The sequence below is a fragment of the Bradyrhizobium sp. UNPA324 genome (genome assembly GCF_006658635.1).
GTDB classification, from domain to species: domain Bacteria; phylum Pseudomonadota; class Alphaproteobacteria; order Rhizobiales; family Xanthobacteraceae; genus Bradyrhizobium; species Bradyrhizobium nanningense.
Window position 1 is genome coordinate 3,989,971 of record NZ_LFJD01000004.1, and the last position, 23,434, is coordinate 4,013,404.

At 65.6% G+C, this 23,434-nt stretch carries 19 protein-coding genes; 6 read left to right on the top strand and 13 right to left on the bottom strand.

The annotated features are described in order from the left end of the window. Positions 1–21: 21 nt before the first annotated feature. A complete protein-coding gene (locus UNPA324_RS19280; protein WP_141935437.1) occupies positions 22–345 on the bottom strand; it encodes a 2Fe-2S iron-sulfur cluster-binding protein in 324 nt (107 codons plus the stop codon). Positions 346–356: 11 nt separating this feature from the next. After that, on the bottom strand, positions 357–1,577 hold the full coding sequence (locus UNPA324_RS19285; RefSeq protein ID WP_141935438.1) for a cytochrome P450: 1,221 nt from the start codon (positions 1,575–1,577) through the stop codon (positions 357–359). Between the two features lie 83 nt (positions 1,578–1,660). On the opposite strand from UNPA324_RS19285, the gene UNPA324_RS19290 reads away from it, so the two are divergent. Continuing rightward, entirely contained in the window at positions 1,661–2,164 is a 504-nt protein-coding gene (locus UNPA324_RS19290) for a MarR family winged helix-turn-helix transcriptional regulator (protein ID WP_141935440.1), read from the top strand. A 402-nt stretch (positions 2,165–2,566) separates the two neighbouring features. Here UNPA324_RS19290 and UNPA324_RS19295 read toward each other — a convergent pair whose 3' ends face one another. Next, a complete protein-coding gene (locus UNPA324_RS19295; protein WP_181769443.1) occupies positions 2,567–4,423 on the bottom strand; it encodes a feruloyl-CoA synthase in 1,857 nt (618 codons plus the stop codon). Positions 4,424–4,573: 150 nt separating this feature from the next. Here UNPA324_RS19295 and UNPA324_RS19300 point away from each other — a divergent pair, with 150 nt between their 5' ends. Together UNPA324_RS19300 and atzF are read left to right on the top strand one after the other, a co-directional pair. Then, the gene (locus tag UNPA324_RS19300; RefSeq protein WP_164936684.1) at positions 4,574–5,068 is read left to right on the top strand and encodes a MarR family winged helix-turn-helix transcriptional regulator; all 495 of its coding nucleotides are present in this window, start codon (positions 4,574–4,576) and stop codon (positions 5,066–5,068) included. Between the two features lie 197 nt (positions 5,069–5,265). Beyond that, entirely contained in the window at positions 5,266–7,074 is a 1,809-nt protein-coding gene (gene atzF / locus UNPA324_RS19305; protein ID WP_141935442.1) for an allophanate hydrolase, read from the top strand. Between the two features lie 110 nt (positions 7,075–7,184). On the opposite strand, the gene UNPA324_RS19310 is transcribed toward atzF, so the two are convergent. From UNPA324_RS19310 to ugpB, 10 genes are all read right to left on the bottom strand, one after another. Next, positions 7,185–7,907 carry a GntR family transcriptional regulator gene (locus UNPA324_RS19310; protein ID WP_128922895.1) on the bottom strand — a complete coding sequence of 241 codons (723 nt, stop codon included), beginning with the start codon at positions 7,905–7,907 and terminating at the stop codon, positions 7,185–7,187. Continuing rightward, the gene (hpxZ, locus tag UNPA324_RS19315; RefSeq protein WP_141935444.1) at positions 7,904–8,299 is read right to left on the bottom strand and encodes an oxalurate catabolism protein HpxZ; all 396 of its coding nucleotides are present in this window, start codon (positions 8,297–8,299) and stop codon (positions 7,904–7,906) included. The genes UNPA324_RS19310 and hpxZ overlap by 4 nt, the downstream gene beginning before the upstream one ends. A gap of 1 nt (position 8,300) precedes the next feature. Further along, positions 8,301–9,695, bottom strand: coding sequence for an AtzE family amidohydrolase (locus UNPA324_RS19320; protein ID WP_164936683.1), 1,395 nt, complete (start codon positions 9,693–9,695; stop codon positions 8,301–8,303). 7 nt (positions 9,696–9,702) lie between these two features. Further along, the gene (locus UNPA324_RS19325) at positions 9,703–9,882 is read right to left on the bottom strand and encodes a DUF4089 domain-containing protein (RefSeq protein ID WP_164718544.1); all 180 of its coding nucleotides are present in this window, start codon (positions 9,880–9,882) and stop codon (positions 9,703–9,705) included. A 20-nt stretch (positions 9,883–9,902) separates the two neighbouring features. Further along, entirely contained in the window at positions 9,903–11,642 is a 1,740-nt protein-coding gene (locus UNPA324_RS19330; protein WP_141935446.1) for a dipeptide ABC transporter ATP-binding protein, read from the bottom strand. Between the two features lie 88 nt (positions 11,643–11,730). Next, positions 11,731–12,630: an ABC transporter permease gene (locus tag UNPA324_RS19335; RefSeq protein WP_141935448.1), complete on the bottom strand. Its 900-nt coding sequence runs from the start codon at positions 12,628–12,630 to the stop codon at positions 11,731–11,733. 9 nt (positions 12,631–12,639) lie between these two features. Further along, the gene (locus UNPA324_RS19340) at positions 12,640–13,653 is read right to left on the bottom strand and encodes an ABC transporter permease (RefSeq protein ID WP_141935450.1); all 1,014 of its coding nucleotides are present in this window, start codon (positions 13,651–13,653) and stop codon (positions 12,640–12,642) included. Positions 13,654–13,906: 253 nt separating this feature from the next. After that, on the bottom strand, positions 13,907–15,529 hold the full coding sequence (locus UNPA324_RS19345) for an ABC transporter substrate-binding protein (protein WP_141935452.1): 1,623 nt from the start codon (positions 15,527–15,529) through the stop codon (positions 13,907–13,909). Positions 15,530–15,903: 374 nt separating this feature from the next. Beyond that, positions 15,904–16,863: an aminoglycoside phosphotransferase family protein gene (locus UNPA324_RS19350; RefSeq protein ID WP_141935454.1), complete on the bottom strand. Its 960-nt coding sequence runs from the start codon at positions 16,861–16,863 to the stop codon at positions 15,904–15,906. Positions 16,864–17,096: 233 nt separating this feature from the next. Then, a complete protein-coding gene (gene ugpB / locus UNPA324_RS19355) occupies positions 17,097–18,422 on the bottom strand; it encodes a sn-glycerol-3-phosphate ABC transporter substrate-binding protein UgpB (protein WP_181769444.1) in 1,326 nt (441 codons plus the stop codon). Positions 18,423–18,623: 201 nt separating this feature from the next. Here ugpB and UNPA324_RS19360 point away from each other — a divergent pair, with 201 nt between their 5' ends. The 3 genes from UNPA324_RS19360 to UNPA324_RS19370 are packed head-to-tail and all read left to right on the top strand — an operon-like array spanning position 18,624 to position 23,434. After that, positions 18,624–19,634 carry a TRAP transporter substrate-binding protein gene (locus tag UNPA324_RS19360; RefSeq protein WP_141935457.1) on the top strand — a complete coding sequence of 337 codons (1,011 nt, stop codon included), beginning with the start codon at positions 18,624–18,626 and terminating at the stop codon, positions 19,632–19,634. Positions 19,635–19,640: 6 nt separating this feature from the next. Continuing rightward, a complete protein-coding gene (locus UNPA324_RS19365) occupies positions 19,641–21,719 on the top strand; it encodes a sensor histidine kinase (RefSeq protein ID WP_246667189.1) in 2,079 nt (692 codons plus the stop codon). Continuing rightward, entirely contained in the window at positions 21,689–23,434 is a 1,746-nt protein-coding gene (locus tag UNPA324_RS19370; protein ID WP_128922886.1) for an ATP-binding response regulator, read from the top strand. Before UNPA324_RS19365 ends, UNPA324_RS19370 begins: the two co-directional genes overlap by 31 nt.

Genomic DNA, 23,434 nt, shown 5'->3' on the forward strand with positions numbered 1-23,434 from the left:
TTGCCGGGAGCGGTTGAAAAATCAGACCTGCCGTTCCGGCAGTCTCACGATGAGCCCGTCGAGCTCGGGCGTGACCTTGATCTGGCAGGACAACCGGCTCGCCGGCCGCCGTTCGCTCGCGGTGCCGTCGAGCAGCGCGTCCTCGTCATCGGCCATAGCAGGCAGGCGCGCGAGCCAGCTTTCATCGACATAGACGTGACAGGTCGCGCACATGGCGTTGCCGCCGCATTCAGCCAGAATGCCGTCGAGGCCGTGACGGGTCGCCGCCTGCATGGCGCTCTCGCCGCTCGCGGTCTCGATGCAATCGGACTTGCCGTCCGGATGGATGAAGGTGATGGCGGGCATGAAGCTCCTCGTCAGGCCGGGGTGATCGTCACAGGCAGGCTGTCGAGCCCGCGCAGCGTGTTGTTGAAGCGGCGTTTCGGCTCGCCCGTGATCTCGATTTTCGCGACACGGCGCGCCAGCGCGGTCAGAATCACCTCGCCCTCGAGGCGGGCGACGAGCTGGCCGACGCACATGTGGATGCCCGAGCCGAAGCCGACATGGCCGGAGGTCCGGCGGGTGACGTCGTAGCTGTCGGGCTTGTCCCAGCGCCTGGGATCGCGATTGGCGGCGGCCAGGAACATCAGCACTTTCTCGCCCTCGCCGATCCTGGCGCCTGAGAGCTCGACGTCGCGCGTCGTGGTGCGGAAGAAGGTCTGCACCGGGCTCTCGAACCGCACCGCCTCCTCGAAGGCGTTGCGCGCCAACGTCAGGTCGTCGCGCAGGCGCTGCCACTGGTCGGGGAAGCGCGCCAGGCAATAGACGGCGGCACCGATGCCGTTGACGGTGGTGTCGAGGCCGGCCGACAGCAGCGAGCGCACCAGCAGCGGCGCCTCGGTGGCCGTGATCTCGCCGTCGTCGACGCGGGCATGAATGCAGGCACCGAAGCCGCCGGGCGCCAGATTGTCGCGCTGGCACTGCTCGGCAACATAGGCCCGGTGCGGCGCCGAGCGCGCGATCGCCTCCTGGCGCAGCTCATTCGGCGGGCCGAATGCGTTGAACACGACGCTGGCGTAGGGAATCAGATGCTCGCGCCCCTCCGGCTTCAGGCCCAGCGCATCCGGAAAGATCGAGAGCGGATAGGCTTCCGCAAGATCGGCGATCGCGTCGAAGCTGCGCATTTCGATCAGCGCGTCCACCCGCTGCTCCGCCGCGGCGGCAAAGCGGTCGCGCACCTGCTTCATCGCGGTCGGCGACAGCACTTTCGACAGCACGGCGCGGGTGCGGGTGTGCGCGGGCGGGTCGGCTTCGAGGATCAGGCTCGGCGGCCGCCACGGCGTCTCCTTCTTGAAGTCGGACAGGCCGACACCGCGGCTGGAGCAGAAGGTGGCGGGATCGTTCAACACCGCATGAACCTCGGCATAGCGCGCCACGCCATAAACGTTCCACTTGTCGAGATAGACCACCGGTCCGGCCTCCCGCAGCAGCTGATGTGCGGGATAAGGATCGGCAAAAAACGTCATGTCGAAAGGATCGACGTCGAGATGCGGGATGGAAGCAGGGCCCGTCGATGCCGGGGTGCCGGATGCGGTCATGGGAGACCTCCCTCATTTTGATCTTGTGAAAGAGCGGCGCATGCCATTAGGTCTTTAGGCCCACCGCGAGTCAGAACCCCGACATGCCTGCGCCTTCGACCAGATCCCGCCAAAAGCCTGCGCCCGTTGAGGCGGGACCGACGCTCGATCTCGACCGTTACGTCCCGGCGTTCGTCACCTTCATCGCCAACAAGCTCTCCAACAGCGCGACCGCGTTCTATCAGCGGGAATTCGGCGTCAACGTCACGGAATGGCGGATCATGTCGCTGCTGGCGATCGAGCCGGGCATTCCGGCCTCGCGCATCTGCCACGTCATCGGCTTCGACAAGGGGCCCGTGAGCCGGACGCTGGCCGGCCTCGAGAAGCGCGGCCTGATCTCGATCCGCACCGACCCGAACGACGGCCGCACCCATTCGATCGCGCTGACGGCAAAGGGCCGCGCCACGCATGACAAGGTGATCGTGGCGGCGCTCGAGCGCGAACGACGGCTGCTGTCGTGCCTGAACAAGGACGAGCGCGAGATGCTGATCGATCTGCTCCGCCGGCTGCACGAGAATCTCGGCGCGGTCACTGGCATCGAGCCCTGACGGGTCGCGCTTCAAGCGCCACCTTCCGTCGTATCCAGGCATGCGCCGGCGTTTGCCGACGGCACCATGCGGGCCGAGCATCGTTTCCTCCAGGATCAGACGCGGCAGTTTTCCTGCCGTCATCGCTCCCTGGAACGGTTCGCATAAATTAGTTGCTTAGGCAACAAAATAATCAGAAATATATTGCGGCAGGAGCTGACTTGGTTCGTCGGCCCGGATCTCGTGTCCCGGACGCGCTGCAGCTTGAAACGCTGCTGCGCAGAGCCGGGACCCATGTCGCCGCGGTGCACTGAGATAGATGGGCCCCGGCTCTGCAGCGCAGCACACCGGACGATGCTTCGCATCGCCGGGAGTGCTGCGCTGCGTCCGGGGCATGAAAGGATTATGCGGAGCTACAGCATATCAGCCGGCGCAACCGATCCACGCGCCCGACGCATCGTCGTTCAGCCGCGTCACGGCATCGGCACGCCGCGTCAGCACGGCGCGCTGGTTGATGTAGCCCTTGTCGGTGATCTCGCCGCCGTCGACCGACGGCGGCTCGGCGAGCAGCAGCGCGCGGGTGGCGTGGCCGGAGGAGTTGGGGCCCTGCTGTTTCAGCTTTCCGAGGCCCTGCGCGATGGCACTCCTGACCATGTCATGGGCGAGCACCTCGTTCACCTCAGCCGTGTCGGGTAAACTGGCATGGGCGCGGCAGGCCGCGATGTTCGGGAACACCAGAAACCGCACCTCGTCACCACCGTGGCCTGCGACCACGATGTCCTGCGCCAGCGGCGAAAGCGCGGCGATGCCGGCAACGCGCAGCGTGCCGACATTGACCCAGGTGCCGGAGTTGAGCTTGAAATCCTCGGCGACACGGCCATCGAAGAACAGGCCGCGCTCCGGCCGCGCACGATCAGCAAGCTTGACGGCATCGCCGATCAGGTAAAAGCCCTCATCGTCGAACGCCTGCCGGGTCAGCTCCGGCGCCTTCCAATAACCCGGCGTGACGTTGGGGCCGCGCACGCGCACCTCCAGCTTGTCGCCTGAGGTGACGAGCTTCAATTCGGTGCCGGGAATCGGCACGCCGATATTGCCGGAGCGCTCGGCGAGGAAATGGCAGTCGGTCGCAAGCGGCGAAGTTTCCGTCGAGCCCCAGGCCGAAACCATAGGCAGCGCGCGGCCGACCGTCTTGATCGAGAGTTCCTCGATAGCATCCCAGAGATTTTGCGGCAGCGCGGCGCCGGCATAGAAGGCAAATTTCACCTCGCTGAAGAAGCGGCGGCGCAGCTCCTCGTCGCCGCGCAGCGCCGCGATCAGCATGTCGAAGCCGCGCGGCACGTTGAAATAGACCGTCGGCATCACGCTTTTCAAATTGGCCAGCGACGTCGCGAACAGGCCGGGCGCGGGCTTGCCGCCGTCGATATAGAGCGAGCCGCCGTTGCGGAGCACGAGATTGAAATTGTGGTTGGCACCAAAGGTGTGGCTCCAGGGCAGCCAGTCGAGAATGACGAGATCACCACGCGTCTGTTCGAGAAAGGTCCAGGTCTGCGCCTTGGCCTGTTGGCTCGAGGTCAGCATGCGCTGGGTGTTGATGACGGCTTTCGGCGTGCCGGTCGAGCCTGACGTGAACAGGAATTTTGCGATCGTGTCCGGCGTCACCGCCGCAAACGCCGTTGCGACGTCGCGTGTCTCGGGCGTTGCCGCGACGGTGCGGAAGGCGAGCGCGTCGGCATCGTCGGCATTGCCGCTGATGATCTGCGCATTGTGCAGCGGCGCGATGGCGGCCAGCGCGGCCGCGAAGGGTTTGGTCCCAGAGACGTAAATCGCGCCCGGCTCGAGCAGCGTGATCATGCTCTTGAGCTTCTCGAAATCCCTCGACATCAGCGAATAGGCCGGCGAGATCGCGGCGGAGGGCACGCCGACATGCTGGGCGGCAAGCGCGAGCAACGCGTGATCGATGCTGTTGTCGGAGAGGATCGCGAGCGGGCGCTCCGCGCTGAGGCCCTGCGCCAGAATCCAGGACGCCGCCGCACGCACCTGGCGCAGCGCCTGCGCATAGGTGACATTGGTCCAGGGCGCATCGACATTGCCGCGCTCGGCGAGGAAGATCGCATCCGGCGTCTGCCGCGCAAAATGCTCCAGCCAGTCGCCGACGCAGCGCGCGCCATCCCGCAACGGATCGAGCGAGCGCAGCACGATGCTGCCGTCGGGGCGATGCTCTGCGACGGTCCGCGGGCTTGCGAACAGGCCCGCAACGTCACCGCGTGGGGCGACTGTCATGTGTGTCCTCCCTCCGGCCGGATCCGGGACCGGCCGCAGCCTCGTCCGGGCTGCTTTGGCCATAATGTTGGGCATGACAATTGTTGTCGTCAACAACAATCTTTCGCCGGGACCTGCGAGGCGCTAAGGTTGCCGGGCGGGAGACACGATGTGACAGCCAGCGCAACCCAGACTGCCCCACGCAAGCGCGCCGGCAACGGCGCGGCGCCTCACGATGTCGCCGACGAGATCGGCCTCGATGCGCTGGTCGGGCACGCCGGCTATGCGGTGCGGCGCTTCCAGATCTGGATCTTCCAGGACTTCATCAAGACGCTTGGCGCGGTCGACATCCGGCCGACGCAATATTCGGTGCTGACGCTGATCGGCGCCAATCCGGGCCTGTCGCAGATGGCGGTGGCAAAGCGCCTCGGCATCGAGCGCGCCCGGCTGGTGCATCTGCTCGACAGCCTCGAGCAGCGTAACTACGTCAAGCGGGTCAAGTCGAAGGTGGACCGGCGCTCTCATGCGCTCCACCTGACCACGCAGGGCGAGACGGCGCTGGCAAAATTCAAGCGGCTCGCGGCCGAGCACGAGCGGCACGTCGAAGAGAAGATCGGCAAGGAAAACCGGGCGCAACTGCTCCGGATCCTCGCCGGCTTCACCTGATCTCGGCTGCCTACGATTTGGGCGGATACCTTGTCGCAGGGCGACGGTGTCGCCGCCGACGAGCTTGTCGAAATACCTCCTAAGCCACTGATTACACGATAGTCTTCCAGAGCGATCGTACCGCCCTGATATTGTACACAATGGCACATCGCTTGCTTCCCTCGCGGGTAGGGACAGATTGCCGGAGTTTTGTCGCCATGGGGGCTGAGCAGCCAGAAACGATCGCCGCGATCGTGGCCGCGCATCGCGCGGGCACGCTGACGCCGGCGGAGACGGTCGCGCGGACCTATCAGCGCATCCGCGACCACGACGATCCCGCCATCTTCATCAGCCTGCGCGACGAGACGGATGCGGTCGCGGAGGCCGCGAAGCTTGCCGCGCGCGCGGATGCCGCCGACCTGCCTCTCTACGGCGTGCCGGTCGCGGTGAAGGACAATATCGACGCGCTGGGCTTTGCGACCACCGCGGCCTGCCCGGCCTTCTCCACTACGCCGACGCGCGACTCGACCGCGGTGGCTCGCCTGCGTGCCGCCGGCGCCATCGTCATCGGCAAGACCAATCTCGACCAGTTCGCGACCGGCCTCGTCGGCGTACGCTCGCCCTACGGCATTCCCAAGAATTCGGTCCGTGACGATCTCATCCCCGGCGGATCGAGCTCGGGCTCCGCAGTCGCCGTCGGCGCCGGCCTCGTTCCGCTGTCGCTCGGCACCGACACCGCCGGGTCGGGCCGCGTGCCGGCGATGCTCAACAACATCGTCGGGCTGAAACCGAGCCTCGGCATGATCTCGAATGCGGGCCTCGTGCCGGCCTGCCGCACGCTCGACTGCATCTCGGTATTCGCGCTGACAGTGGATGATGCTGCGCTTGCCCTCTCCGTGATGGCAGGCCCGGACCCGGCCGATCCGTTCTCACGCGACCGGCCGCCGGGCCCGCTCACACAATTCCCCGCAAATCTCCGCCTCGGCGTGCCGCGCAACGGACAACTGATCTTCTTCGGCGACAAGAAATCGGAAACCGCCTACGCCGATGCGCTGAAGCGCTGGACCGCGCTTGGCGCGACGCTGGTCGAGTTCGACCTCGAGCCGTTCTACGAGACGGCGCGACTGCTCTATGAGGGCCCGTGGGTCGCCGAGCGCTACCTCGTGATCAAGGATCTGCTCGCCTCCGCGCCTGACGCGATCCATCCGGTGACGCGCGAGATCACGGCGGCGGGCGCGCGGCTCACGGCGGCCGAGACCTTTGCGGCACTGTACCGCCTGCAGGGCCTTCGCAAGATCGCCGAGCGCACCTTTGCCGATATCGACGCGCTGGTGCTGCCGACGGCGCCGACCGCCTATACGACCGCGCAGGTGCTCGCCAACCCGATCGAGCTCAACAGCCGGCTCGGGACCTACACCAATTTCGTCAACCTGCTCGACCTCTGCGGCCTCGCCGTGCCGGCCTCGATGCGCGCCGACGGCATTCCGTTCGGCATCACGCTGCTCGCCCCCGCGGGACATGACGCGCTGCTCGCGAGCATTGGCCGCGTCTTCCAAGCGGATACGAAGCTCGGTCTCGGCGCGAAGGGCGCGGCTCAAGCTCTGCTCCCGCCGCTGCCGGCAAGCGGTGGCGACGACATTCCGATCGCGGTCGTCGGTGCGCATCTGTCCGGCATGGTGCTGAACGGCGAATTGAAAGCGCTGGACGCTAAGCTGATCGAGGCGACCAGGACTGCGCCCGATTACAAGCTCTACGCGCTCAAGACCACGCCGACGAAGCCCGGCCTGCTGCGTGTCGCAGCCGGCAAGGGCGCGTCGATCGAGCTGGAGATCTGGTCGCTGTCGCCATCCGCCTTCGGCAAGTTCGTCAACGCGATTCCATCGCCGATGGTGATCGGCACGGTGCGGCTTGCGGACGGCCGCTCGGTGAAGGGGTTTTTGGTCGAGCCCGAAGTGCTCGGCGATGCCCGGGACATCACCAGCTACGGCGGTTGGCGGAAGTTCATGGCGGAAGCGGCGAAGGAGTGATTCCGCTCCGCTGTCGTCCCGGACAAGCGCAGCTTTGGACAACGCATCGCGTTGTCCAAAGCGAAGCGCCGATCGCGGGGACGACAGCGAGTGTGTAGCAACAACCCGCCCTACACCGACACCGCGTAGATCTCGTACTCTCCGCGCACCAGCTCGATATGCGCGCGCATCGCGGCGGCCGCGCCCTGCTTGTCGCCGCGCATGATGGCGACGACGACGCGGTCGTGCTCGGCTTGCGATTTGGCGAGGCGTCCGAGATTGCGGAACTGGGCGCGACGGAACGGCTGCACGCGGACGCGGGTCGCGAGCGTGATCTCGGCGATGTAGCCGTTCTGCGAGCCCGCGTAGATCGCGTTGTGGAAGCGTTCGTTGACCTCGTGAAAGCGATCGGGATTGCCGGTGTAGCTCAGCACCCGCAGCTCCTCGTGGATGGCTTCCAGGCCGTGGCGCTCGGCCGCGGACATGCGCTCGGCAGCAAGGCCGGCGCACAGCGCCTCCAGCTCCGCCATCGCCTCGAACATGCTCTTGAGACGCTCGATCGAGGGCTGCGCCACCACCGCGCCGCGATGGGCACGCGCTTCGACGAGGCCGCTTGCCACGAGCTGACGCAGCGCCTCGCGCACCGGCGTCCGCGAGACGTTGAAGCGGCGCGCGACGTCGGTCTCGTCCAGCGGTGCGCCGGGGGCCAGGGCGCCGCGCACGATCTCGTCGGCGAGCTGCAGGCGCAGTTCCTCGGCGCGCGTGACCTTATGCACGCTCCGCTGCGCCCGGTCGACGCGCGGCACCACCGGTTCGGTCGGCAATGCTCCCTGCGGAAGATCGTCAAGCGTCATGCGGTCTCTTTCGGCTCGTCGATGACGCTGACATGGGCAGCGACGACGCGCCAACCCTCGGGAAAGCGGATCCAGGTCTGCATCTGCCGGCCGACTTTGCCCGGCGCCGTGTCGCGATAGAAAAGAGTGGAGGCGACGGCCGTATCGCGGCCATAGCTGGTGATGACCGTCTTGGCGGTGCGGCGGTTGAGGCCGACCGGCGAGCGCGCGGCGCGGAATCCGCTTATCGCCTCATAGCCGTAGAGGTTCTCGCCGATGCCATAGCGCAGCGTACGGGGATCCTTGCGAAAGAGCTCACCGAGCACGGCAACGTCGTTGCTGACGAGGGCCTGCTCATAACGATCGAACGCGGCTTTGACGTCCGCGATCACCTCGGGGAGATCGATCTCCATCTCAAATTCCTCTCGGCGACGGCGCAGCGACGACGCCCATCTTTTCCAACGCATACGCAACGCGGAGCGCAATGTCCTCGCGCCAGGGCGCAGCGATGATCTGCACGCCGATCGGCAGCGGCTCGAGCGGCACCGGGACTGCCACCACCGGCAGGCCGATGAACGAGATCGGCTGGGTGTGGATACCGATATTGGCGCGCACCGGCAGCTCGACGCCGTCGAGATTGAAATTCACCTGGCCGAGCTTCGGTGCGGTGCAAGGCGTTGCCGGCGCGAGCAGCACGTCGACTGACTTGAATATCTCCGCGAGCTGAGCGCGATACCAGCGGCGGAATTTCTGGGCGCGGTCGGCCAGCGGCGCCGGCACCATGGCGCCTGCGATCAAGCGGTCGCGCACCGCCGGATCGAAATCGTTCGGGCGCTTGCGCAGGCGATCGAGATGCAACGAGGCGCCTTCGGTGGTGGTGATAACATAGGCCGCCGCGCGGGCGCGCGCGGCTTCGGGGATATCGATCACGTCAGTGGCACCAAGCGCCTTGGCGACGCGGCTGACCGCTTCGACGGCTTCCGGAAACACGTTCTTCTGGAAGTATCCCCCGGCAACCGCAATGCGCAGGTCCGACACCGGATTGGCGAGCAGCGGCAGCGTCGGCTCCAGCCCGCGCGTGGTGCAGGCGCTGTCCTCCGCGTCCGGGCCCTGCATCGCGTCATAGGCGAGCGCGAGATCGGTGGCCGAGCGTGCGAACGGGCCGAGATGGTCGAGGCTCGCGACGAACGGGAACGAGCGCGCCCGCGACAGCCGGCCATAGGTCGGCTTCAGGCCAAAGATGCCGCAGAACGAGGACGGCACGCGGATCGAGCCATTGGTGTCCGAGCCGAGCGCGATCGGCACCAGCGCGCCGCCGACGGCGCTGCCCGAGCCGCCGGAAGAGCCGCCGGTCATCCGCGTGGTGTCGTGCGGATTGCGCGAGGGACCGTCATGGACGTTCTCGCCGGTGAAGTCGTAGGCGTATTCGCCCATGTTGAGCGCGCCGACCAGCACGGCGCCGGCCGCCTCCATCCGCTCGATCAGCGTGGCGTCACGTTTGGCCGGTGCGAGGTCGCGGTTGATCTTCGAACCTGCGCGCGTTGGCAGCCCGGCGACGTCGAACAGGTTTTTCACCGCGAAGGGGACACCGGCGAGCGGGCCGATCGGCTTGCCGGCGGCAATGTCGGCATCGATGGCGCGCGCCTTGGCGCGGGCGCGATCGGCAGTGACGTCGGTGAAGGAATTGAGGATGCCATCGTGCTGCTTGATGCGCGCCAGCGCTGCTTCCGTGGCATCTAGCGCGGACATTTTGCGGGCCGCGACCGCGCTCGCTATTCCTGCGGCCGTCATCTCTGGCTTGCTGGTCATGGCAACATCAAGCGGTGAAAATCGGCGCCGGCTCGGTCTCGTCCGGCAGCGCGAATTCGTCGACCATGCGGCCAAGCCGCAGCGAGACTTCGAGGTTGGCGCGCACCGCAGGCCTCCAGGCCTCTTCCACCGGCAGCGCCAGCGCTTTCGATACGGCGTCGATATAATCGTCCAGCGGTTCGGCCATCACGCGTCCCAAACAATCTCTCAATGCACCGGCAACGGCGGATGCGGGATCGCCGTCAGCAGCTCCTTGGTGTAGTCGTCCCGCGGATCGCGCAAGACCTGCTCGGAAGAGCCTTCCTCGACGATTCGACCCGTCCGCATCACAATGACACGATCGCACAACAAGCGCACCACATTCAAATCATGCGAGACGAACAGATAGCTCATACCTAGCCGCGCCTTGAGGTCCTGAAGCAGGTTCAACACGACCGCCTGAACCGAGACGTCGAGCGCCGCCGTCGGCTCGTCGAGGATGACGAGCTTTGGATGCAGCGCGATGGCGCGGGCGATGCCGACGCGGGCCTTCTGCCCGCCGGACAATTGATGCGGGAAGCGGTCGAGCAGATTGTGCGGCAGGCCGACCATGGTGGCGAGCTCCTCGCAGCGCGCGCGGAGCGCGTCGCGTCCCCTGATATCGCCGAGCTGCAGAAGCGGGTCCGCAATGGCGCGCGCGGCGGTGAAGCGCGGATTGAGGCTGTCGGTCGGATCCTGGAACACCATCTGGATGCGGCTGCGCTGCGGCAGGCGGGCGAAAGAAGCGGGAGCGATGCCGCCGATATCCTCGCCGTCGAACCGGATCAGGCCGGAGCTCTGGTCCAAAAGCCGCATCACCATCATCGACGTCGTCGATTTGCCGCAGCCGGATTCGCCGACCAGCCCGACGCTCTCGCCATGGCCGATGGCGAAGCTGATACCGTCGACGGCGCGGAACATTTCAGGCTCGACGGGCGGCTTGCGGCCGAACAGCTTTCCGAGCACCGCGGTGGCGCCCTGGCGGGGATATTCTTTCACGAGCTTGTCGACGAGCAGGAGGGGCTGGCTCTCACCACTCGCGGTGCTGCGCGTGTCGGCCTCTCCCCGCACGCGGGGAGAGGCGAAGGAGGCCGCCGCAGATTCTTCCTCCGGCAGCAAGTCTCGCAACGACACACCAAGCCGCGGCGTCGCGCGCATCAGCTTCTTGGTGTAGGGATGCTGCGGGTTGGCAAAAATGTCGGCAGCCTTGGCTGTCTCGACCACGCGGCCCTTCTCCATCACCACGACGCGGTCGCAATAGGCAGCAGCCAAGCCGAGGTCGTGCGTGATCAGAATGGTCGACATCGCGCGGCGCCTGGTCAGCTCGACGATCAGGTCCATCACCGCCTTCTGGGTGGTGACGTCGAGGCCGGTGGTCGGCTCGTCCGCGATCAGAAGCTGCGGATTGCAGGCGAGCGCGAGCGCGATGACGACGCGCTGGCACATGCCTCCCGAAAGCTCGAACGGATAGGCGTGGTAGCGCTCGCGCGGTCGGGCGATCTTGACCTGCTCCAGCGCCTCGATCGCCTTCTCGCCGTGATCTCTAACCTGGGCCTGCTGCACATGGGTGCGCAGCACGTCCTCGATCTGATCACCGACTTTCCGGATCGGATTCAGTGCCGCACGCGGGTTCTGGAAAATCATCGAGACTTCGCGGCCGCGCAGATCGCGCAACTGGTCTTCGCTCGCCGCCTTGACGTCGATGCCGGAGAACATCACCGAGCCTTCGGCGATGCGGCCCGCACGATCGAGGATGCGCATCACCGCATAGGACGTCACCGACTTGCCGGAGCCGGACTCGCCGACGATGGCCAGCGTCTCGCCCTTGGCGACGGAGATGTTGACGTGCTGCACGGCCTTGACGATGCCGCGGCGGGTGGTGAATTCGACGGTGAGGTCCTGGACGTCGAGCAGCGGCTGGGCGGTCATGCGGGCCTGCCGAAAAAGCGCGAAAACAACCCCATGCACAGTAGAATGGCGTTGGATTCATTGGGGAATCTCGGCCGAAAATTTGCCATCACGTCCTCCGCTGAGGGTCGACGATGTCGCGCAGGCCGTCGCCGAGGAGATTGAAGCAGAACACGGCGATCATCAGCGCGAGGCCCGGGAAGAGCGCGATCCACCATTCGCCTGAGACCATGAAGCCGGCGCCTTCGGCGACCATGATGCCCCATTCGGCCGTAGGCGGACGGACGCCGAGGCCGATGAAGGACAGGCCCGCGGCATTGAGGATGGCGTAGCCCATGGTCAGCGACATCTGCACGATCATGATCGGCATGATGTTCGGCAGGATGTGCACCAGCAGGATGCGGAATTCGCCGTTGCCGGAGAGCCGCGCGGCCTGCACGAAGCCGGCATTGCGGCGGACATTGGCCTCAGCGCGCGCGACGCGGGCATAGAGCGGGAAGTTCACGATGGCGGTCGCCAGGATGATGTTCTGCACACTGTTGCCGAGCGCGGCGACGATGCCCATGGCGAGCACGAACAGCGGGAAGGCCATGATGGTGTCGGCGATGCGGCCGACGATGCGGTCGGTCCAGCCGCCGAAATAGCCGGCCGCGATGCCGGCGAGGCCGCCCATCAGGAACACCAGCGCGACGGAGGCGACCGCGATGAAGGTGTCGAGCCGAGTCGCCACGACGACCCGGCTGAAGATGTCGCGGCCGAGCTGGTCGGTGCCGAACCAGTGTGCCGCCGACGGCGGCTTCAACGCCGCGGCGGTGTCGGAGGCAAGCGGATCATAGGGCACGACATAGGGGCCGAAGATCGCGGCGGCGAGGATCAGGACCAGCAATGCGAAGGCAAAGCCGGTGACCTTGTTCTCGCTGAGGACATAGCGGGTCTGTTCGAGGATCGCCGATAGTCCCGAGGTGCGGGCCGGGCCGACAGGTTCAACAGCAGGCGCAACGGAGCTCATGCAGTCCCCCTAGCCTTCAAGTCTCACACGCGGATCGATCACGCCGTACAAGATGTCGATCACGAGATTGAGCAGCACGTACATGACGGCCATGGTCAACACGAAGCCCTGCACCGGCGCGAAATCCGACGAGATCAGCGCTTCCACCGCATAGGAGCCGATGCCGGGCCAGGCGAACACCTTTTCCACCAGCACGTTGGCGCCCAAGAGGAACGAGAACACCATGCTGAGCGTGGTGATGACGGGCAACATCGCGTTGCGGAAGGCGTAGGTGACGATCACGGTCGCCGGCGACAGGCCGCTGGCGCGCGCGGTGCGGACGAATTCCGATGCCAGCACCGCCAGCATCGAGGCGCGCGTCATGCGCGCGATCGGCGCCAGCGAGAAGATCGCCAGCGTCGTCGCCGGCAAGATGAGCTGGCTCAGCGCCGAGCGGAACGCCTCGAGGTCGCGCGCGATCAGGGTGTCGATCAGATAGAAGCCGGTCACGGTCGGCGGCGCGCTGTAGAACACGTCGAGACGACCGAGCGGCGCCGGCGACCAGCCGAGCCGGAAGTAGAACACATAGACCAGCACGAGGCCGGTGAAGAACACCGGCAGCGAGACGCCGGCCGTCGTCGTGACACGGCAGAGATGGTCGATCCATGACCCCGGCCGTGTCGCAGCGAACACGCCGAGCGGAATGGCGATGACGACCGAGACGATCAGGCCCAGCAGCGTCAGCTCGGCGGACGCCGGCAGGCGGTTGCGGATTTCGGCGGCGACCGGCCGGCCCGTGGTGAGCGAGTTGCCGAAATCGCCATGGGCGAGATCATTGGTGTAGCGGAAGAATTGCTCGATCAGCGGCTTGTCGAGGCCGAGCTTCTTGCGGATCTGCTCGACGGCTTCCTTGGTCGCGGCGGGACCGGCGAAGTAGGCGGCGGGATCACCCGGCAGCGCGCGCGTCAGCAGGAAGGTGACGATGACGACCCCGATCAGCGAGGGAATCGCGAACATCAACCGCTTGCCGATCATGGTGAGCATGGGCGACTTCCCGTGGAGAGAGAAGATGACGCAACAGGCACAACTGCGCCCCCTCTCCCGCTTGCGGGGGAGGGTTGGGGTGGGGGTGCTTCCGCATTGGGGTTCTCCGTGTGGAGAGAACCCCCACCCGCCGCGCTCTTTGAGCGCGTCGGCCTCCCCCGCAAGCGGAAGAGGCGAACCGAGCCAGCCGATAAGCCTCCGAACGCCATATCCGATTGCCTCGCCCTACTCGCTAATCGCCAATCGCCTGACCTCACCCCTTCGCCATCGCGCGATAGTCCAGCCGCCGGTGGAACCAATATTGGTAGCCGCTGATGTTCTTCTGCATCGCGACGTTGACGTAGGGCTGGTACAGCGGGATGCGCGGGATGTCGGTGAAGGCGAGATCAACGAAGCCCTTCACGTCGGCATCGTAGGCCGCCTTGTCGCCGCTTGCCGCTGCGGTGCGCGCGCCGTCGATGAGCTTGTCCATCTCCGCCGACTTGTAGCTCATGGTGTTGAAGACGGAATTGTTGCCGTGATAGCACCAGTAGAAGAAGTATTCGGGGTAATCGAGCCAGCCCGAGAACACGTTGGTGAAGAGCGGCATCTCCTTCTTGTTCAATTCGGTGCGCCAGTTGGCGCCGGGCACCTTGTTGATGGTGGTCTTGATGCCGATCTGGGCGAGGCTCTCCTGCACCAGCACGCAGAGCGGCTCGTTGACGCCGGCGAAGTTGAGGTCGAACGAGATCGTGGTCTCGAAACCGCCTGCATAGCCGGCTTCAGTCAGCAGCGCCTTCGCCTTCTCCATGTCGGTGTTGAATTTGTGCGGCTGCGGCCAGGCGACCTCGGTCGGCTTGTCCTTCGCCGCGCCGAACATCGGGTTGGCGAGGCCGAACATCACGGCGTCCATGATCTTCTGATAGGGCAGCGCGTAGGCGACGGCCTGGCGCACCTTCGGATTGTCGAAGGGCGGCTTGGTGACGTTCATGCCGATATACTGGATGCCGTTGGAGAACGGCAGCGACACCACGTTGAGCTTGCCGTTCGCCTTCATCTCCTGAAAGTCCTTGTTCGGCAGCTCGTAGGAGATGTCGGCGTCGCCGCGCTCCAAGAGCGCGCGGCGGTTGCCGGCCTGCGGCACCATGCGCCAGATCACGCGCTTGATCTTCGGCAGCGGACCGCAGACCCAGTCGTCGTTGCGCTCCATGACGACTTCGGTGCCGGCGGTCCACTTCGTCACCTTGTAGGCGCCGGAGCCCGCGGTCTGCTGCTTGGTGAATTCCAGACCCCAGGGATCCTTCTCGCTGGCGTTCTTCTTCACGAGCTCGGAGTTGACGATGCAGGGCACGATCACGGCGAGATCGGGAATCGTCAGCTTGTCCTTCTTCAGGAAGTCGACGCGCACGGTGTAATCGTCGATGACGACGAACTGCTCCGGCTTGGTCAGCGAGCCCGCGCTCATCTGGAAGGTCGGAAAGCCGCCGACGCTGACGGCACGATCGAGCGACCATTTCACGTCCTTGGCGGTGACGGGCGTGCCGTCGTGGAATTTGGCGTTCTTGCGCAGCTTGAAGGTGACCGACATGTCGTCGATCTTGAAGTCCTCGGCGAGCTCGCCCTTGAACTTGTCGCGGTCGTAATAGGGGACGCCGCCGGGACCGCTCTTCATCTCGTGGCTGATCAGGCGGTCGTAGCAATTCCAGGACACCTCATAGCCGGGCACGTTGGTGCCGACGCCGTGGATGTCGAGATTGTTGGGGCCGCCTTCGGAGACGATCAAGAGCGTCTCCGAGCGGGCATCGGCATAGGCGGTGGAGATCGCGGACGGCACGGCCGGAAGCGCCGCTCCGGCGGCCAATCCGGACACGGACTTGAGGAAATCGCGGCGCTTCATGAAATGCTCCAACGCAAAAGTTTTGGTTGGAACTGGATTCGCAAGGTTCGTGCCAAGGCTTAAGAGTGGCTCAAGCGCCGCCCAAGCCATTGAAAATGAAGGATATACGGGTCATCGCGATCGCCGTACGAGGTCGAGCGAGCCTCATCGTTGCATACAAAGAGATGATATTGATCAAAAAATAAGCAGTCAAATTTGGTAGCCCTATTTGCCGGCACCTCCTTCAGGCGGGTCGCGGCTCTCGAGAGGATCGGGGCTCGTGCAGCAAACTCGTCATTGCGAGCGTAGCGAAGCAATCCAGACTTTTGCCGCGGCGACAGTCTGGATTGCTTCGTCGCAAGGGCTCCTCGCAATGACGGGGAGGCGTGGATCGCTCACCCCGGCCAGATCAGCTCTTGAAGCTCAACCAAATCATCCGCCTGCTCCTGCCAGCCCTCGATGCAGATGTGGCTGTTGAGGTCGCTGGCACGGTGCAGCAGCATCAGGGCCATCAGCCGGCGCTTGAGCGCGAAATCAGGTTTTGAATAGCCAAAGCCTTCGAGCAGGCTCTTCACCCGGCCCGGTCGGCCCGCCGCCATGAACGCACTGGGGCCGAGCAGGTCGTAATCGCGCCATCCCGCCAGCACGTCGCCGAAGTCGAACAGGCCGGCGAGCGACCACTCGCCATCGTCGCAGGCAAGCAGGAAGTTCTCGGGAATATATTCGCCGATCAGAATCACCGGCGGCGCATCCATCGGGATGAGCTTTTCCGCATCGCGTAGGAGATCATCGAGGCCGGCGAGAAACTTTGGCGCAAGGCCGAGACGGGTGTGCCGTGCCTTGCAGCCCTGGATCTGCTGCCGCATGAAATCATCCCAGCGCGGCTCGATTCCAGCGAGCGGCCCGGGCGGGACGCGCTGGACGGCCGCGATGGTCTCGCCGATATGGCGCAGCACGCGCTCCTTCTGGTGTTCCGGCAGAGAAGGCCAGACCTCCGAGCCGAGCGTGCCGGCAAGGCGCGTGATGATCAGATAAGGCCAGCCGTCTCGCACGCCTTCGGCAACGATCTCCGGGATGGGTAGATCGAGACGGCCGGCGAGCTGCGTCAGCGAACCGCGCTCGGAGACGAATTGGGCGCGGAGCAGCGGCGGGAATATCTTCAGGATAAGCTTGTCGCCGAGGCCGATCACCAGATTGGTGCCGGTCGCAAACTGATGCGGCGCGCTGGTATCGAGACCATGGCCGCGCGCGATGTCGAGCGCGATTGGGAGCCAACGCGGCGCATCGGAGCGGAAGGCGCGGAAGCTCTGGGCGTCGGTGAGGTCTGGCAGCTGTCGCGACGGCGCGATTGTCATTAGCGCTTGCGTATCGAAAACGGGGTTAGCTTTGGTTGTCTCGGTACAAGCCAGAGAGACGTTGCACCTCTCCCGCTTGCCTTGCGGGAGAGGTCGCGCCGAAGGCGCGGGTGAGGGTTTTCTCCTCTGGGGGATTATCCCGTTGTGGAGACACCCTCTCCCCAACCCTCCCCCGCAAGCGGGGGAGGGAGCGCATCGTGCTCGCGGCCATAGCTCCGCTCATTCGCAACATGCTACCTGTCCGGACTGGCGCGCTCGAACTGGCGGAGCAGCTTGTTGCCGCGCTCGACGGCGGAATCGAGCGCTGCTTGCGCGCTCTTGTGCCCGGCAAAGGCCTGCTCCAGCTCGTCCTCGATCGCGCCGCGGATCAGGACGAAGGAGCCGAGCCGGATGCCCTTCGAATTCTCGGAAGGCGGATGCAGCGTGATCTCCTCGAACGAGATCGCCGAGCCCGGATTGCGCTCGTAAAAGCCTTGCGACCGCGTCAGCTCGAAGGCGGCGCGGGTGATCGGCAGGTACCCGGTGTTCTGGTGCCAGGCGGCCTGCACGCCGGGCTGCGACAGATAGGCGAAGAACCGCGCCACGCCCTTGTATTCCGCGCGCGGCCGGTCGCGCAGCACCCACAGCGTAGCGCCGCCGATGATCGAATTCTGCGGCGCGTCCTTCACGTCGGGCCAATACGGCATGATGCCGTAGCCGATCTCGAATTTCGAGTTCGCCCTGATGTCGGCGCGCGTCGCCGAGGAGCCGATGAAGATGCCGCATTCGCCGTTCTGGAAGCGCGGCTCGGCCGCTTGTCCGCGGCCGCCATAGTCGAACACCTTGGTCTTCTGCCATTCGGCGAGCTGGGCGACGTGACGCACGAGAACGGAATTGTTGATGGTCAATTCCGCATCCAGCCCGGCAAAGCCGTTGGCCCGGCTCGCCACCGGCAGATTGTGGAAGGCGGAGAAATTCTCGACATGGATCCAGGACGGCCAGGACGTGGTGAAGCCGCACACCGCGCCATGGTCGCGCAGGCGCTTTGCGGCGATGCCCAATGCCGGCCAGGTCTTCGGCGGCATCTCCGGATCGAGGCCGGCGTCGCGGAACATGGTCTTGTTGTAGTAAAGGATCGGCGTCGAGGAATTGAACGGGAACGACAGCAGATTGCCCGCCGCGTCGGTGTAATAGCCGGAGACCGCGGGCAGATAGTCGGTGAGCGAGAACGGCTCGCCCTGGTCCCGCATCAGGCTGAACACCGGATAGATCGCGCCCTTGGCCGCGGTCATGGTGGCGGTGGCGACCTCGTTGACCTGGACGATCGCGGGCTGGCTGCGCGAGCGGAAGGCGAAGATCGCGGCCGTCACCGTCTCGGTGTAGTTGCCCTTGTAGGCCGGCACGATGCGGTAATCGGACTGCGAGGCGTTGAAGTCGGAGGCGAGCTTTTCGAGCTGCCGCCCCAGCTCGCCGGACATGGCGTGCCACAGCGCGATGTCGGTGGTAGCGCCCGCTGGGACAGCCCACGAGAGAGCCGCAATGGCGGCAACGACTTGCAAAAAGCGCAATGCTGAAGTCACGGTGGCTCTTCCCGAGCCGCACGACAAAAAGGCGGCCGCCCTGCTTACGGCGCGGCATATCCGGTTTCAACCGGGAATGCGCGCCGGCCGCGCCGCACAATCGGTCCCAGCCCCGCGGCGGGATGGCCTTCCCCTGACCATCTGCTAGATTGCATTGAACCTTTTGCCCCCGCCATAGACTCCACCACTGAGGGGTTGAGTGTGCCAGTGTTGAACCGTGCCGAACTCTCGCGGACCGGGGTGATCTTCGTCGCGCTTCTGCTCGCCGCAGTCTCGATGAGCATGCGCGCGACGGGTGCCGCTGCGCGCGAATTTCGCGCCGCCGACACCCAGACCGAGGATTACCCGACCGTCCAGGCGCTGCGCTACATGGGCGCCCTGATCGCCGAGCGCAGCGGCGGCCGCCACGAGATCAAAGTGTTTCACTCCCGTCAGCTCGGCGAGGAAAAGGAGACCATCGAGCAGACCCGGGCCGGTGCGATCGACCTCAACCGGACCAATGTGGCGCTGATCGGCAACTTCGTTCCGGCGATGAACGTGCTCGCCATGCCGTTCCTGTTCCGGTCCATCGAGCACATGCAGAAGGTGCTGGACGGGCCAATTGGCAGTGAGATCCTTGATAGCTTCGAGCCTTACGGCTTCGTCGGGCTCGCCTTTTACGATTCCGGCGCGCGGTCGATCTACAACGGTGTCCGGCCGGTGAGGAGTCTTACGGATCTCAAGGGATTGCGGATCCGGGTACAGCAGTCGGAGTTGATGAGCCAGATGATCCGCGCGCTCGGTGCCGAGCCGGTCGAGCTGCCCTATGGACAGGTGCTCACCGGGCTCGCCAATCATTTGATCGACGGCGCCGAAAACAACTGGCCCTCCTTCGTGACGACGGACCATTACAAGCTTGCCGGCCATTACACCCTCACCGAGCACACGATGAGCCCCGAGGTGCTGGTGATCTCGCTGAAGGCCTGGCAGAGCCTGTCGCCGGACGACCAGAAGATCTTCCGGGAGGCCGCGCAGCGCTCCAGCCGGTTCATGCGCGAGAAATGGCGCGACCTCGAGGAGCAGTCGCAGCGCAAGGCGCAGGACGCCGGCGTCACCATCATCAGGGACATCGACCGCGAGCCGTTCGAGGGCGCGATGGCCCCGATCTACGCCAAGGCCGCGCGCGATCCCGCCGCGGCCGCGCTGATCGAACGCATTCGCAAGGTGGAGTGAGCCGCGTTGGCTGCGCTTGGACATCAGGATCACGCGGAGCGGCCGCCCGGCCCGATCGGACGGCTGCGCGCGCGCATCGTCGGCGCGTTGCGGGCGGTGCCGATCCGCTGGCGAATCCTGTCGATCGCCGCGCTGAATTCCGCCGTGGTGGTGGTGCTGGTGGCGATGATCTGGAATGGCGCGCAGGTGCTGGGCTCGGCCTGGGACGACGTCCGTCAGGTGCGCGAATCCGACCGGATCCTGGCGCTGCTCGAAAGCGAAACCGGGCGCCTGCACAATCTGATCCACCGCTACATCAACCAGCCGAGCCCGGACCTGTTCGCCGAGATCCTGCTGCTGCGCGAGGCGGTGCTCGGCACGCTGTCCAACCGCGCCGCCAAGGACCCGATGCTGTCGGGCTCGGTCGAGGAGCTGGAGCGCACAACCGACCGCTTCCTCAACGGATTCGGCGAGCTGCGCAGCGTGCAGGCCACCATCGCCAAGACCTATGAAGAGCAGGTGCAGGGCCCGGCCCGGGACATGGCGGGCCTCTACTCCATCATCGAAGGCGCCACCGGCCACCGCGACGCGCTGATCTGGCCCTCGCTCGGTAAATCCCGCGAGGCCTTCACCGCGATGCTGGTGGCGGCCAATTCCTATTACCTGTCACTGTCGACGGGCGCGGCCGACGACGCGCGCCGCAATACCGAAACGATTGAGAGGACCATCCCCGTGATGATCGATCTCGCCGATAACGATCTCCAGCGCATGGCGCTGCAGCGGCTCGGGGCCCGCACCGCCGCGCTGCGCGAGGGCTTTGCAAAGCTCTCCGAGCAGCTTGCGAGCCGCACCGAGCTCTTGCGCAACACCATCGACGCCAGCCAGGCCGAGGCGATCGGCGCCATCGACGACCTCTCCACCAAGATGCGCCAGCGCGAGCAGAAGGCGCAGGAGACGTTTGACCGCACGCTGGCGGATATTTCGCGGCGGGTGCTGTCGATCGCGGTGATCTTCCTCGGCATCATCCTCACCGCCGGCGTCATGATCGCGCTGTCGATCCGGCTGCCGCTGCAGCAGATCATGGCGGCGATGCGCGCCATCACGCTCGGCGACCTCGACCGCGAAGTGCAGGGCACCAAGGCCCGCGACGAGGTCGGCGCCATGGCGCGCGCGGTGGAGGTGTTCCGCGAGAACGCGATCGCCAAGCGTCAGACCGAGGACGAGCTGCGCGCCTCCAAGGAAAAGGCCGAGAGCGCGCTGTTCGAGCTCAATACCGCACAGCAGAATTTGATCGATGCCGAACGGCTGGCGGCGCTCGGCGGCCTCGTTGCCGGCGTTGCGCACGAGGTCAACAACCCGATCGGCATCAGCCTGACCGTTGCCTCCAGCTTTGCCCGACGCAGCGAGATCTTCGAGGCCCAGCTCAAGGGCGACGGGGGCTTGCGCCGCTCGCAGCTGGAAGAATTCGTGCAATCCTCGCGCGACGCCTCGCAGCAGCTGGTCGCCAATCTCCAGCGCGCCGGCGAGCTGATCCAGTCGTTCAAGCAGGTCGCGGTCGACCGCTCGCATGCCGAGCGGCGGCAATTCTCGCTCAGCGAGGCCACCGACCAGATCATCGCCAGCCTGCGTCCGGTGCTGAAGCGCTCGCCGATCACGCTCCAGGTCGATGTGCCCGAGGGGCTGCTGCTCGACGGCTATCCGGGCTCCTATGGCCAGATCCTGACCAACCTGTTCCTCAACGCCGCCAACCACGCCTTCGCCGACGGGCGCGCCGGCACCATCACGATCTCGGCCCGGCCACGCGGGACCGAGGACATCGAGATCATCTTCACCGATGACGGGGCCGGCATGACCCCCGACGTGCAGCGCCAGGCTTTTGACCCTTTCTTTACCACCCGGCGCAATGAAGGCGGCACGGGCCTCGGCCTGCACATCGTCTATAACCTCGTCACCCAGCAGCTCGGCGGCCGTATGATGCTGGAATCCAAGCTGGGACAAGGCACTACTTTTCGCATTATCATGCCCCGGGTCGCCAAGGGCGGCGCGCAAAGCACAGAAAGTGACGGGACTTCTCAATGGCCGAACAGGACGATGTCCTCCACCTGATCGACGACACCGGTACCGCGTCGGAGGATAGCAACGCCCGGAAATGGAAGATCGCCGTCATCGACGACGATCCGGCGGTGCATGACGGCACGCGCTTTGCTCTCTCGGATTACAGCCTGAACGGCCAGGGCATCGAGATCCTGTCGGCCTATTCGGCGGCGGAAGGCCGCAAGCTGATGGCCGAGCATAGCGACATCGCCGCCGTGCTGCTCGACGTCATCATGGAGACCGACGTCGCCGGCCTCGAGCTGGTCGAGTTCATCCGCAACGAGATCCGGAACGAGACCGTGCGCATCATCCTGCGCACCGGCCAGCCAGGCCAGGCGCCCGAGCGGCGCGTGATCGTGCAGTACGACATCAACGACTACAAGGCCAAGACCGAGCTCACCGCCGACAAGCTGTTCACCTCGCTGACCGCGGCTTTGCGCTCCTATCAGCAACTCGAGCGCATGGTGCAGACGCGGCGCGGGCTCGAGATCATCATCGACGCGGCATCGACGCTGTACGACTTCAAGTCGATGCAGCGGCTCGCCGAGGGCGTGCTGACCCAGCTCGCCTCGCTGCTCAACGTCGACTGCGCCGGTATCCTGGTTCTGCGCGACAATGGCGGCATCGATCCCGAACTCTCGGTGCTCGCCGGCAGCGGCTGCTACAGCCGCTTCATCGGCACCACGACGTCGAAGGCGCTTGACCCCGATCTGCGCGAGATGGTCGAGGCCGCGTTCCAGCGCCGCAAGAACGAATTCGCCGACCACCGCAGCGTGATCTATTTGCGCACCGGATCCGGCCGCGAGGTGGTGGTGCTGCTGCAGGCCGAGCGCGATCTGTCCGAGACCGACCGCTCGCTGGTCGAGATCTTCTCCTCCAGGCTCTCGATCGCCTTCGACAACGTCATCCTCTACCAGCAGCTCCAGGACGCCAACACGCAGCTGGAGGACCGAGTCGCCCAGCGCACCCGCGCCCTGATGCAGGCCAACCGCCGCCTCTCCGCGCAATGGCTGCGGCTGCAGCGCGCCAACGGCTTCAAGAACGAGATTTTGGGCACCGTCGCGCACGATCTGAAGAATCCGCTCGGCGTCATCCTCGGCCGCACCGAGATGCTGAAGGAGCTGATCTCGACCGGCGCATCGCAAAGCGGCGTGGCCGCCCAGGTCGACCACATCCGCGACGCCACCAAGCGCCTGACCACGATGGTCGACCATCTGATCTCGGACGCGATGGCCGATGCCTTCGACATCACCATCCGCCGCGAGCCGGTCGACGTCGCCGCCCTGGTCAAGGAGGTCGCCGAAGCCAACCAGCCGTTGGCCGTCAACAAGCAGCAGGCGATCAGCGTCACCGCCCCGGCCAACATCGTCACCATGTGCGACACCGATCGCATCCGCGAGGCGATCGACAATCTCATCAGCAACGCCATCAAATATTCGCCGATAGGCGGCAGGATCGACGTCACCGTCAGCCACGAGGGCAGCGACACCATCGTCTGCGTCAGCGACGAGGGCGCCGGCCTGTCGCCGGAGGATCTCGGCCGCCTGTTCGGCCGCTTTCAGCGGCTGTCGGCCAAGCCGACCGCCGGCGAGAGCTCGACCGGGCTTGGGCTCTCCATCGTCAAGCGCATCGTCGACATGCATGGCGGCGAGGTGACTGCCGATAGCGACGGGCCCGGCAAGGGCTCGACCTTCACCATCACCCTCCCCGCGACCGAAATGCCGTGA